This is a genomic window from Desulfobotulus mexicanus, assembly GCF_006175995.1.
Lineage (GTDB): Bacteria > Desulfobacterota > Desulfobacteria > Desulfobacterales > ASO4-4 > Desulfobotulus > Desulfobotulus mexicanus.
On sequence record NZ_VDMB01000002.1, the window covers coordinates 269,161 to 281,453 of the forward strand.

General features: G+C 44.5%; 12 protein-coding genes, 1 tRNA gene and 1 riboswitch. Of the genes, 6 read left to right on the forward strand and 7 right to left on the reverse strand.

The window, feature by feature from the left end; translation table 11 throughout:
* The first annotated feature begins 129 nt into the window (after positions 1-129).
* Together codB and FIM25_RS03290 are read left to right on the forward strand one after the other, a co-directional pair.
* Positions 130-1,377 (forward strand): cytosine permease, encoded by a 1,248-nt coding sequence (gene codB / locus FIM25_RS03285; protein WP_139446248.1) that lies wholly within the window; start codon positions 130-132, stop codon positions 1,375-1,377.
* A 285-nt stretch (positions 1,378-1,662) separates the two neighbouring features.
* Positions 1,663-2,670 carry an amidohydrolase family protein gene (locus tag FIM25_RS03290; protein WP_179953123.1) on the forward strand — a complete coding sequence of 336 codons (1,008 nt, stop codon included), beginning with the start codon at positions 1,663-1,665 and terminating at the stop codon, positions 2,668-2,670.
* A gap of 217 nt (positions 2,671-2,887) precedes the next feature.
* Here the strand turns inward: FIM25_RS03290 and FIM25_RS03295 are convergent, their stop codons facing one another.
* The 5 genes from FIM25_RS03295 to FIM25_RS03315 all read right to left on the reverse strand — a co-directional run bounded on the left by FIM25_RS03295 (position 2,888) and on the right by FIM25_RS03315 (position 7,998).
* Entirely contained in the window at positions 2,888-3,640 is a 753-nt protein-coding gene (locus tag FIM25_RS03295) for a hypothetical protein (protein ID WP_139446253.1), read from the reverse strand.
* A gap of 212 nt (positions 3,641-3,852) precedes the next feature.
* A complete protein-coding gene (locus FIM25_RS03300) occupies positions 3,853-4,464 on the reverse strand; it encodes a hypothetical protein (RefSeq protein WP_139446255.1) in 612 nt (203 codons plus the stop codon).
* Between the two features lie 762 nt (positions 4,465-5,226).
* On the reverse strand, positions 5,227-6,321 hold the full coding sequence (locus FIM25_RS03305; RefSeq protein ID WP_139446258.1) for an aromatic amino acid transport family protein: 1,095 nt from the start codon (positions 6,319-6,321) through the stop codon (positions 5,227-5,229).
* 87 nt (positions 6,322-6,408) lie between these two features.
* The gene (locus FIM25_RS03310; RefSeq protein WP_139446259.1) at positions 6,409-7,170 is read right to left on the reverse strand and encodes a PilZ domain-containing protein; all 762 of its coding nucleotides are present in this window, start codon (positions 7,168-7,170) and stop codon (positions 6,409-6,411) included.
* 72 nt (positions 7,171-7,242) lie between these two features.
* On the reverse strand, positions 7,243-7,998 hold the full coding sequence (locus tag FIM25_RS03315; protein WP_139446262.1) for a PilZ domain-containing protein: 756 nt from the start codon (positions 7,996-7,998) through the stop codon (positions 7,243-7,245).
* On the opposite strand from FIM25_RS03315, the gene FIM25_RS03320 reads away from it, so the two are divergent.
* The 4 genes from FIM25_RS03320 to FIM25_RS03335 all read left to right on the forward strand — a co-directional run bounded on the left by FIM25_RS03320 (position 7,997) and on the right by FIM25_RS03335 (position 11,359).
* Positions 7,997-8,212, forward strand: a complete 216-nt coding sequence (locus FIM25_RS03320; RefSeq protein WP_139446264.1) for a hypothetical protein — start codon at positions 7,997-7,999, stop codon at positions 8,210-8,212. The two genes, FIM25_RS03315 and FIM25_RS03320, sit on opposite strands and share 2 nt — an antisense overlap.
* Before the next feature lie 169 nt (positions 8,213-8,381).
* A riboswitch (molybdenum cofactor riboswitch) is annotated at positions 8,382-8,503 on the forward strand.
* Between the two features lie 29 nt (positions 8,504-8,532).
* Complete coding sequence (locus FIM25_RS03325; RefSeq protein WP_139446266.1) at positions 8,533-10,269, forward strand: aldehyde ferredoxin oxidoreductase family protein; 1,737 nt, start codon at positions 8,533-8,535, stop codon at positions 10,267-10,269.
* A gap of 65 nt (positions 10,270-10,334) precedes the next feature.
* Positions 10,335-10,559 carry a MoaD/ThiS family protein gene (locus FIM25_RS03330; RefSeq protein ID WP_139446268.1) on the forward strand — a complete coding sequence of 75 codons (225 nt, stop codon included), beginning with the start codon at positions 10,335-10,337 and terminating at the stop codon, positions 10,557-10,559.
* A complete protein-coding gene (locus FIM25_RS03335) occupies positions 10,556-11,359 on the forward strand; it encodes a HesA/MoeB/ThiF family protein (protein WP_139446270.1) in 804 nt (267 codons plus the stop codon). Before FIM25_RS03330 ends, FIM25_RS03335 begins: the two co-directional genes overlap by 4 nt.
* 68 nt (positions 11,360-11,427) lie before the next feature.
* Here FIM25_RS03335 and FIM25_RS03340 read toward each other — a convergent pair.
* Positions 11,428-11,504, reverse strand: a tRNA-Met gene (locus FIM25_RS03340).
* Positions 11,505-11,571: 67 nt separating this feature from the next.
* Complete coding sequence (gene thrH / locus FIM25_RS03345) at positions 11,572-12,180, reverse strand: bifunctional phosphoserine phosphatase/homoserine phosphotransferase ThrH (protein WP_139446272.1); 609 nt, start codon at positions 12,178-12,180, stop codon at positions 11,572-11,574.
* Between the last annotated feature and the right edge of the window lie 113 nt (positions 12,181-12,293).

Sequence of the window (12,293 nt, forward strand, 5' to 3'; positions counted from 1 at the left end):
AAGCATTTGAATTGAAAGAACTAAATTTAAGTTACTTAGAAGATATAGACATTTTTTGACTTTTGTGAGTCCATCAAGTAAGATTACAAACTTTCTAATATTTTAATAATTGTTCTGGAGTTTTTAAGCATGGACCATAAGAGACCAGATCATAATGATGCCGATTATTCTCTCGAAAGGGTACCGGCCAGCGCCCGCAGGGGCTTTTGGCCGATCTTTGTAATCATGCTCGGCTTTACCTATTTCTCTGCGAGTATGAGTGTGGGTGCAGGCATGGGAAATGGTCTTGATTTCAAGGGATTTCTCTGGGCTATTATAATTGGGGGAATGATCCTCGGAGCTTATACCGGTATCCTGGCCTATATTGGAAGCAGCACGGGCTTGAGCCTGGATCTGCTTGCGCAAAGATCCTTTGGATCCTTTGGGTCTTACCTGCCATCGGCACTTATAAGTTTTACACAAATAGGCTGGTTTGGTGTTGGGGTTGCCATGTTTGCCATTCCTACGGCAGAACTTCTTGGAATCAATCCTCTTATTCTTCTTGTGCTGGCAGGCACACTCATGACTGCATCTGCTTATTTCGGAATAAAAGGACTTGAGCTGGTCAGCTCCATTTCAGTCCCCCTTATAACAGTTCTTGGTATTTATTCCATGGTGACAGCCACTGTGCATGGAGGTGGCCTGACGGCTGTCTTTGGCCGCTCTTCAGGGGATCTTACAATTATTGCAGGTGTCGGTATGGTTATTGGTTCCTTTGTGAGCGGAGGAACGGCCACTCCCAATTTTGTCCGCTTTGCCCGGACACGAAAATTAGCAGTTATTACAACTGTTATGGCCTTTTTTATCGGCAATACCCTGATGTTTGCTTTCGGAGCTGTCGGAGGAGCCTTCACGGGAATGGATGATATCTTTTATGTGATGATTGCACAGGGTCTTGCCATACCTGCTATTCTGGTGTTGGGGGCAAATATCTGGACCACCAATGATAATGCCCTGTATACATCAGGTCTGGGACTTTCAAATATAACGAAGATACGCAAGCGTCCCATGGTTCTTATTGCAGGCACTATTGGTACAGCAACATCAATGTGGCTCTATTTCAACTTCATAGGCTGGCTCAGCTTTCTCAATGCAACACTTCCTCCAGTGGGAGCAATTATTGCTCTGGACTTTTTTATGCATCGTGAAAACTACACTGAGAACAGCTCTTTTAACCAGACAGTCAACTGGGGTGCTGTCATAGCTGTGATTGCAGGAGCCCTGACAGGGAATTTTCTTGATTTCGGAATCTCTGCTCTTAACGCCATGGGGGTTGCCATTATCTGTTATTTTGTTGCGGATAAGATTATCTGGCCTAAGGACCGTACTTTTGATTAGATGCAGCTCAGGCCGTCTTAGGGCACCTGATCTTTTCCGTGGAACAGTCATAGCAATAATGCTGCTCGATTATACAAGGGATTTCTTCACATTCTTCATATATTCGTCAACAGACCTTAGGCACAGCACTACAGTGCTTTTCAGGAGGAAGCTATGAAAAAATCATTAATATTAGTATTGACGCTGTTAATCTTATTTTTTGGGGCTGTATCGCTTTTCGCGTTGGAACAGAAGCTCTATGACTCCCATGTACATCTGACAAATTATGTTCAGGAGGGTCCTGATATGATAGATTTTTTAGATATCATGGACCGTTACGGTGTTCAGAGGGCTGCCGTTTTCGGTATTCCTTTACAGCAGGAGTGGAACATGCATATGGACGAGAGCCGTCCTCTTTATTATCTGAACACAGATGGCCGTCTATATTATTACAGTGCTGTAGATGCCTTTATTGCCCGCCAGTATCTGGCACTGAGTACAGAACAGCAGAAAAGATTTGATCCCATGATATGCGGTTTTAAGCCCTCAGATGGCAATGCTGTGGAGCATATAGTGAATATGCTGCAGATCTACCCTGGAGTCTTTAGTGGTATAGGTGAGTTCACTGTTTTCAAGGAGGTTGTCTCTGCAAAAACCTATGGTAAGGCAGTAACTTTCAATGAGCCTGCCCTGGACAGAATTTTTGCCCTTGCTGGCAAGGTCGGCTTGGTGGTTAATATTCACAGTGATATTGATGCCATGTCGCCGGATCCCTCCCTTGGAGGGCGTCCCAGATATTTTGACAGCTTTCTTGCCCTGGTAAAACGACATCCTGATACAACGGTTATCTGGGCACATACTGGTCTTGGCCGTTTTGTCAGGCCATCAGCAGAGCATCTTCAGCTGCTGCGCATGGCACTTGATGGAAGCCCTAATCTTAATATGGATATCTCCTGGTCTGTGCTGGCAGAAACAATTACTTCCAGCAAAGAAAGCCTTTCTTCCTGGTCTGCTCTGCTTTCTGATTATCCCGACAGATTTCTTTTTGGTACGGATGCTGTATCTCCCTCAAGTGAAAAGTATGGCAGAGAGCTTTCCATGTATGATGAATTGTGGAAGAAGCTGCCTGAAAAAGTTGCTCTGAAGGTGCGCTGGCAGAATCACAAAAGAATTTTTGATAAGGCAAATGAGCGGGTTCGCAGCTGGGAACAGAAATATATAAGGGAGCTGAGTCCTGAAATTAACTGGCCCTGGGCTGCAGAGCCTGCTGCTGATCTTTTGGTACCGGTCGAGGTAGGTGATTCCTGCCTGTAAAATATTTGATTTTTTCGTCTTTCTTTATTTTGGAACGTATAGAACTGACATAGATCAGCGCTAGGAATTGTAAGAACAACCTTCCATCCATTGCGGATGCAGAGTGAACTCGAATCCGCTTCATATCCATATGATTTTTGAGGTCGTAAAACAGTTCTCTACAACATCCTTTATAGTTACATTTTTCGGGAATTGAGGATAAAATGTAGAATTGCCCTTATTCGGGCTTTAGGCAGCCAAGAATGATGGAATACAGGTATCCACTTGTTAAATCTGGATTTTGACCACCTGTATATTTGATAAGTTGGCGTGATTCTAACATCTTGCCCCATGTCCATATGTCTATATTATTATGAAAACCAGTGTTGTTGATTTTTCTGACAATAACAACCCAGTGCACAAAATCAGGTTCCCCCTGCTTTTTAGATGGGCATTTTATCTGGGGTATCTCGGGTATCTGGGGGGGGGGAGGATCGATCCACCTCGGATAATTTACGGCAGCAATGACAAAGGGTCCATCATTTTTCTTTTCACGGAACCATGTATTTAGCCTGTCTATCATGCTTTTTGAGTCGGTAATGTTCGGGATGAAATAAAGTTCTTTAACAGCTATGATATCGGTTAAAAGGAGTTGAATCCCCATTTCAGTGAATGCCAGATCACCATACTTCGAGTTCACAGGAACCCCTTTTTGGAGAAATAATTCCGTAAATTTTTTCTGCTCCTCATAAAGTGGGGGGTTGATTATTTTTAGCATCTTAGCCAGAGTACGGCTGACAATGAAATCAAGTTTTGCATGGGGTTTTATAGAGTTAACTTTGGCGGTCTTTGCTTTATACTGTTTAATACGGCCAGCCAGGAGAACATTGATCTCCGGGGTTTCACCCCCCATGGCTACCGGAGCATCTGTAACGCTTTTCATTATGGTCTTATATTCAGCTTGTCCCGGCTTGATTTTTACCGGAGCCATGATGTTGGAAGTACTGCCGATAAAATCTACATTATTGAAAATGGCCCGGAGTAACTCCAGAAAGCGTGCTGGCTGGAACGAAAGCATTACGAAAATTACTGATGCCTGTCCGCATACACCAAAGACATTCTGATCAAGGGTGGTAGGATCAGTAATAAGTTCAACGGCCCGTGCTGCATAGTCATTGAAAAGTTTCAGTTCTGAAAGTCTTTCTATGGCCTTTGTGCTGCCTTGCTTCTGTCCTTACCTGTCCATGAATTTTTTTCTTTTATTTCAATCCCTGCCTTTGTCTTAAACTCCATCATATTTGCAGCTTTTGTTTTACCAGCCAGAATGGTCAGTGCTTCTTTGAAGGATACCTTTTTCAGGACATCGAGGTAGGAATTTGCCTTTATTTCGGAAAGGGATTCTCTGCAGTGATAAACAAAGACTTTTTCCAGCATAAAGATCCAGTAGGATTTATGCCTTTTTTCCAGAAGATCTTTGCTGTATAGAAGATTTTTCTGGATTTTGTAATAAACCGGAGTGTCTGTTTCATGAGAATAGAGCCTGATAAGGATGCTGCCTCCCCGCAGATCCTTCATGGCGTTTATTGAAAAATCAGGTTCCATGATTTTAGCAAAGCTAAGGGCAAGAAAGAAATTCTCCGATCTTCCGATGTCATAAATACTGGGTGAATTCTGGAAAAGATCCTGTTTGCTGTACCAGTGGCTGATTGTACTCCAAGAATACTCTTTGCCGGAGGCAATGACGGTATCAGCAAGTTCTGTTGCCTTTAGATTTGTTGTATCAAGGTTTCCGTCCTTATGTTGGTATGGTATCATCTTTAACCTCGTTCAGTTCAGGTTTTAGTTTATTTTCAAGTAACTTCTGAGTAACTTATATTTAGCTCTTTTAATTCAGAAGCTTAAAAAATGGTAATTATCCATCACTGATCGAAATGAGTTTGAATACGGCACAAGTTATTCTATGACAAGATGCCGTAGCAGGGCGTGAGCTGCTTCTGAGTAACTTGGCTATAGTTCTTTAATTCGAGATGTTACAGTGTGGCCACTTGCCCCTCACTGGTCGAAACGAGCTTGAATCCGAGGTCTTTTGCCTTGTGCAGTTGCAGGTGTTAATGCCACATAAAATAAGCCAATCGGCCAGACGTTCAAGATCATCCGTGAAGGTTGAGAATTTTCGGACTGGATCAGGTTCAATCCCTTTTGGAATTGCTACAAAACCGTAGCGGATTTGGGGGCAAACAATAAGTTGCTCTATGACAGGACGCTGTAATACGGCGTGCGTTGCTTCTGGGAGGTTTAAAATTTTATTTGAAATTCAAATGGTTAAAAAACAGAAAATCACCAGGTTCCCACTTCCCACCTGTCTTTAAATCAGTTTTAAAAAATCAGCTGCTAAGCAGCATTCCCAATGCATAAGAAAAAAGCAGAATGATTCCTATGAATAAAATCAGTATATTGGATGATTTTTTTAATATCACTAAGCCTTTAACCTTCACAAGAATGCCAATAGGCAGAATAAATAGAAATACTGCGATAAGGGGGGCCACAAAAAGACCGAAAATATTCATAACCGATGGGTTAAGAAAAGCAAGGAACCATAAAGATAGATAAATAAATAAATAAATGCAGAAAAAGATCCTGCTTTTTTTTTGTTAGATTATCTTTCTTTTCATCCTTTTTAAAAAATGGCAGTGCTTTTTTCAGAATTTCTGCACCTGATTCCTTAACAGCAAAAAATACTCCGATAAAAGATGTTGCCAGGGCAGCAATTCCAACTATTACACCGATATTAACAAGTATGGGCGAAATTCCATCCTTGAAACTTAAAATGGTCAGGGCATTCAGGTTTTCAGCTATGGCAAAGGCAAATTCTTCAGGCTTCAGAGAAAAAAGACAGGAGTATACAAAAAACAGTACAAAAAAGAGAAGAAGAACTGAAGTTTTTAAAACTATGGTTTGAAGTTTTAAAAGAGTATCATCCTTAATCCAGCCATCATGCCCACGAAATGATCTTATCATAGAAGATATGGTTGGAAAAAAGACAAAGGATAAAACAAGAATGGGCAGTATTTTTAAAAGATCCCTTGCAAAACCCATTGGTTCAGGTACCAAGAAAAAACTAGAAAGATTCCAGAAAGGAATCAGATAAATGGAAATGGCAAAAAGTAAAATGATAATGACCGATGAAAGAAAACTCATCACAGCAAGTACGATCTTTTTATCTATCATCTGAATAAAGGCAAAAACAAATAATATTGCAAGGCTAAGAAAAGGTCCTTTGGCCCAGTTTGACTCACTTATACCAATGTGAACAAAATAGGCTCCAAGATTGGCATTAAGCCCAAGGAGATAGGACAGAAGAACCGCATAAAAGGTAATAAAAAATACTGCCACCACCAAAAGACCTGAAAAACGACCAAGAAAATGTGCCACCACACCAGTATAATCCAGATTTGCTCTTTCAACTATTAGAAGACTGATAACTGAATTGTGAGAATAGTAAATAATCGGCAGGATGAAAATGGATAAAATAATCATGGCCCATACTCCCGATATCCCAGCTTCCAGAGGAAGATATAAAATACCAGCACCTACAGCAGTGCCAAACAGAGTAAGAATCCATGGCAAAGATCTCTCTTCCACCCTAATCTTTCTTTCAGTTTCAGAATTCATGATAAGGTCAAGTCCTTTTCAAAATAAAGATAAAAATTCAAAGATAAAGAAGGGTAAAGCAGTTTTTTACAGATTCTGGCATAAGGATCAGCTTTGATAACGATTGAGCTGACGGATCTGGTCCAGCTGGGCATGGTGGATGAAGCGGCTTAAGATCTCTTCACTTTCTGGTTTCATTTTCAGAAACTGAAGGCCGACAAGGGCTGCATTTTCGTTGAAATGGGTATTGATCCTGGCAATTGAAGCGATACATGCAACTTTTTCAATTATCACTTTTTCGTCTTCGGAATGTTTGAGGGCCATCCCCAAAGTAAACGTTGTACCTGTTTCAGTCTTCAGCAGTGGATTGGCCCGGTCAGCGGTTTTTTTGGGTACCACAATGCCTATGCCTGTAATGGAAAGGTCGAGAATGGAAAAATCCTTTCCAAAGGTGTATTCTCTATCTTTTAAAATTATTTTTGCAAAAATGGAGTAATTTTTACCCGGAGACATGCGAAAGGCAGATCGGATATTGACTTCGCTTATCTTGCCCATATACTCTATAAAAACAGCCTCTTCCTTAGTGTCCTTGGAAAGGGCGTAGTCTCTGCTGATACCTGAAATTTTGCATTTGAGACCAAGTCGTTTTTTTTCTCTTTTTTCCCCAATCACGAGGGTGGTCACATGCATTTCATCAAAGGAGGTATTGGGCAGGATACGTGGTGTGGTCTGGGCTATGATGAGTTCATTTTTTGTATAGGTGGCATCATAAATGATGGACGCCCGGACCAGAGGCGAAAGGGAGTTGAGGTTGAAAACTACATCAATTCCCCTTCCCGGAGAAAATAGTTTTTCGGGGCTGTCCGTCATGGGTAAAAATCCTGGGGTTAATTCTGTTTAAAAGGTTGAAAGTTTTTTTTGCAGCTTCGATCTGCTGATGAATTAATATCTGCTGAGCTGCCGGATTTCCTCCAGTTGGGCTTCATGTATAAAGCGCATCAGAGATTCTTCTCCTTCAGATACCATTTTTATAAAATGCAGACCAAGGACACCGGCATTTTTATTATAATGGGGATTGGCTCTGGCAACCTTACCTGCACAAACTACCTTTTCTCTGGCGATTCTGTTTCCTTTGGGATAGCTGAGGACCATGCCCAGAGCAATGGGGGTGCCGTTTTTAAGATTTAAAAGGGCTGTATTGTCGTTATCTCTGTTTTTGGGAGCCACCAGGCCCACTCCCGTAACGGAAAGATCCCTGATGGAAAAATCTTTTCCGCAAATATATTCTTTTCCATTGTAGAGCAGTTTTGCAAATACAGGAAAATTTTTACCCGGTGAGATCCGGTAACCGGAGCGTATATTGATTTCCTGTATATCTTTTTCATGGTGGAGAAGAATAACTTCCGGCTCACTGCCATCGGAAAGGAGATAGTTTTTTTGAAAGTCTTTGATCCGGCATTTGAAGCCATACCGTTTCTTCCCACCGCTTTTTTCCCGCATCAGGGTTGTGACATGTATATCTTCAAATGAAGCTGTTCTTGAAATAGTTGGTATGGTTTGGGATATGATCAGCTCCTGTTTTGAAAAAGAGACATCCAGAAGCATGGCTGACCGAATCAGAGGGTACTGGGAATTGAGATTAAAAACGACATCAATACCTGTGCCGGGCAGAAGAGTTTTTTCAGGCTTGTCCGTCATGACTTATCCTGCTTTAGGGTCCATTGATCCTGTTCTTTCTGGAAGAGTAATGCAGTCACATGATATAAAAAAGTATTTATCACATAAAAAGGATGCAGGGCAAATAAAGATTTTTTTATTCGTTTTTGTTGTTACAGCCTACAAATTCTGTACAGAATTCAAAATCCTTAAAAAAGTATTTTGCTTTTTCAAAGGGCGTGGGATTACATGGTGAGTCATGGGCAAAGCTTTGATTAGAAACGATTGCAAGGTACCGGAGTGGCTGCCTTCAGTGGTGCTTCAAGGTAGAATTATTTTTGGTGCAAGGTAGCAGGCTTGTAAGTTTCATCAAATTTTGGCAGATTAACAGGAACTTGGATTTGCAGCAATGATTCTGGATCAGGGATGCGAATCCGCTCCGAGCCCGGAGACCTAAAAGGTGTCGGCCCGCCTCATGGATTCGGGACGGGGTGCAGCTGGAAACGGCTGTGCCACCCTGCTGGAAAGGAGTTCTCCTACCTAAGGCCGGTCTTTCTTTATGAAAGGAGGATCGCCATGTCTGATCGTATCCTGCGCATTGACATGACTTCCGGATCCACTGTTTTTGAAGCCGTACCCGAAGCGTGGGCAGGTCTTGGGGGCAGGGGGCTTACCTCTGCCATTGTAGCTGCTGAAGTGCCTCCGACCTGCCATCCTTTAGGTAAAAACAACAAGCTCGTCTTTGCCCCCGGTCTTCTATCCGGAACCAGGGCGGCCAACTCAGGCCGTCTTTCCGCAGGAGCAAAAAGCCCTTTAACCGGAACCATCAAAGAGAGCAATGCAGGTGGTACTTCTGCGCGCATGCTTGCCCTTATGGGTATTAAAGCCATTATTATTGAAGGAATGCCGGAAGAAAAAAAACTCTTTGGTATCCATCTTACCCATGACAGTGTCCGAATTGTGGAAACGGATATGATTGGCGCCGGAAACTTCAGTGTAGTGGAAAAGCTTTCCGGGGAAGAAGGCGGCAAGGCCGGTGTTATTTCCATAGGTCCTGCCGGTGAAATGGCCATGCCTTCTGCCAATATTTCCGTGAAAGACCCCCAGGGTCGTGTGCGGAGTCTGGGCCGTGGTGGCCTTGGTGCTGTGATGGGTTCCAAGGGTATTAAATATTTAAGTATAGATCCTTCTGATGCTCCGGGTATCAGCTATGCCGATGAAAATGCTTTCAAGGAAGCTTCAAAGGTATTTGCCAAGGCTTTGACTGAACACCCTGTCAGTGGTGAGGGGCTTCCCACCTATGGTACAAATGTTCTTCTCAATGTCCTCCATGAAGCCGGCGGTCTCCCAACCCGGAATTTCCGTACGGGTAGTTTTGATGGACATGAAGGGATCTCCGGTGAAACCATGCATGCCCGCATTGAGGAAAGGGGTGGAGAGGGCAGGGTGCGCCACTCCTGTCATCCCGGTTGCGTGATCCAGTGCTCTCAGGTGTATCCCGATAAAAACGGCAAGGTAAAAGCCAGCGGTTTTGAATATGAGAGCGTTTGGGCCATGGGAGCCAACTGCGGTATTGATGATCTGGACGCCCTTGCCGAAGCGGATCATATGCTCGATGATATAGGTATGGATACCATAGAGTTTGGCGTCACCATGGGAGTTGCCATGGAAGCAGGCATTCTGTCCTTTGGGGATGCTGCAGGCATGCTGCGGATTCTCAAAGAAGAGGTGGCAAAGGGCAGCCCCCTCGGCCGTCTTGTGGGTGCAGGTGCCGAATGCCTTGGCAAGGCCTATGGAATGCGAAGGGTTCCCACGGTTAAGGGGCAGTCTATTCCTGCCTATGATCCCAGATCCGTCAAGGGAATGGGTATTACCTATGCCACTTCCACAATGGGTGCGGATCATACGGCCGGTTACACCGTTACTTCCAACATTCTGAATGTGGGTGGCATGGTGGATCCCCTTAAAAAAGAGGGGCAGGTGGAGTTGTCACGCAACCTGCAGATTGCCACGGCAGCCATCGATTCCACAGGACTTTGTCTGTTTGTGGCTTTCCCCGTTCTGGATATTCCGGAATCTTTCAATGCCATTGTGGATATGCTCAATGCCCGTTTCGGACTTTCTCTGACGGGGGATGATGTGTCAGCCCTTGGCACTTCCATTCTTAAAACCGAAAGGGAATTCAACCGCAAGGCCGGATTTACCGAGGCAGCTGACAGGCTTCCTGAGTTTTTCAGTGAAGAAACCCTGCCGCCCCATAATACTATCTGGGATTTCAGTGATGCTGAAGTGGATGCATTCTGGGAATTCTGATTTTTTAAAATAAACGAAAAGGACCTGTCTTTATTTTGGCAGGTCTTTTTTTATGGAGGAATTCCATGGAAATAGGTGTCCGGCTTTTTGCAGGTTTCCGTAAAGACCGTTTCCGGGAAAGTGCCATGGCCTGGGAGGCGGGGATGACTCCCCGGAGTATTGCGGGTCTTTTGAGGATTCCCATGGAAGAGGTGGGTATTATTTTTGTCAATGGTCGCCATGCGGATCCGGATCTGCCACTGCTGGCAGGGGATGTGCTTTCACTTTTTCCAGTGGTGGGTGGTGGATGATGAATCCTGAAGAGTGGATTCTCCGGGAGTCGGACAAGGGGTATTTATCCTTTGAAAAGCAGATTCAGATGGAAAAGAGATTCGGCCTTTCCCGCAGAGAAGCTGAAAAATTTGTTCTGGAGATGGGGCTGATGCCGGAGCGGTATATCCGCAACCCCTGGGATGCCAATGCCCAGAAGAAACTTTTGAATTCCACCCTTGCCATTGTGGGCTGTGGTGCTTTGGGATCGGCATTGCTGGAACAATTGCTGCGCCTTGGTGCGGGTGTTCTTAAGGTGATGGATCCGGATGTATTTGCACCTTCCAACCTGAACCGCCAGATGCTTCTCAAAGAATCGGATCTTGGGCGACCCAAGGTCGAGGTGGCGGCCCGGAGGGCGGCAGATGTCAATCCCGCCTTAGATCTGATACCTGTACAGGATATTTTCTGCGAAAGGACGGCCGGAGAATTTCTTGATGGAGTGGATCTGGTTCTGGATGCTCTGGATAATATTCCTGATCGTATTTTCCTTGAAAAAGCCTGTGGTGCAAGGGGGATTACACTGATCCACGGAGCCATATCCGGCTGGGCCGGACAGGTGGCGGTCTGCAGGCCGGGAGAGGAACTGCTTTCGGGCGTATACGGAAGGGCTGAAACCCATGGAGGCAAAGCAGCGGGAAATCCTGTTTTTGGCGTGGCTGTAACGGCAGGGCTTCAGGTGAGTCTCGGTTGCAGGGTGTTGATGGGGGAAAAAACAGGTACGGGACCATGGTTTCTGGATTTTTCCGGGCCGGAATGGGTGAATATGGAGATTTTTTGAAACTGGAAAGGATTTATGAAACGAATAAAGAAAGGCCCACGGTTTTAAACCGTGAGCCTTTATTTTTTTGGTAGCGGGGACCGGATTTGAACCGATGACCTTCGGGTTATGAGCCCGACGAGCTACCAGACTGCTCCACCCCGCAGCAACGAAAAACAGAATACCTATTTCGTTTTATGAAGTCAATGCTTTTTTTGATATTTCTTTTGGGTTCAGGCAATTCCCAGAGATTTTCTGATATGGTCTTTCAGGGTTTCATAATCTCTGGTTACGGGAAACTGAGGGAAATCCGCCACCACATTGTCCGGCGGCTGGAAGAAAAATCCGAAATCCGCTTCCTTGAGCATGCCCGTATCATTGTAGGAGTCACCAAAGGCCAGAACCGTATAATCCAGACTTTTAAGTGCCCGGACGGTTTTGCTTTTGGCATCTTTCTGGCGCAGTTTATAGGCTGTTATCTGCCCGTCTGCGGCAACTTCCAGTTCATGGCAGAACAGGGTGGGCTGGTTGAGTTTGGCCATGAGGGGGGCAGCAAACTGTAAAAAGGTATCGGAGACCACAATGAGCTGACTTTTTTCCCTGAGCCAGTGGACAAAATCCGCAGCACCGGGCAGAGGCTCCATGGTGGCAATGACTTCCTGTATGTCCTGAAGCTTGAGGCCGTGGGTATCCAGCACCTTGAGCCTGTGGGTCATAAGCTCATCATAGTCTGAAATATCACGGGTCGTGAGGCGCAGTTCTTCAATGCCCGTGCGCTCGGCCACGTTGATCCATATTTCCGGGATGAATACGCCTTCCAGATCAGAGCAGATGATATGCATGGTGGTCCTTTTTTCTTTTCAGGTTCAGCAGCCTTTTATTTAAGATCAGGCTGCGGTTTTCCATGGCCTGTGTTTAAGGCATGGAAGTGTTATAAAATAAGGCCTCTGGATGG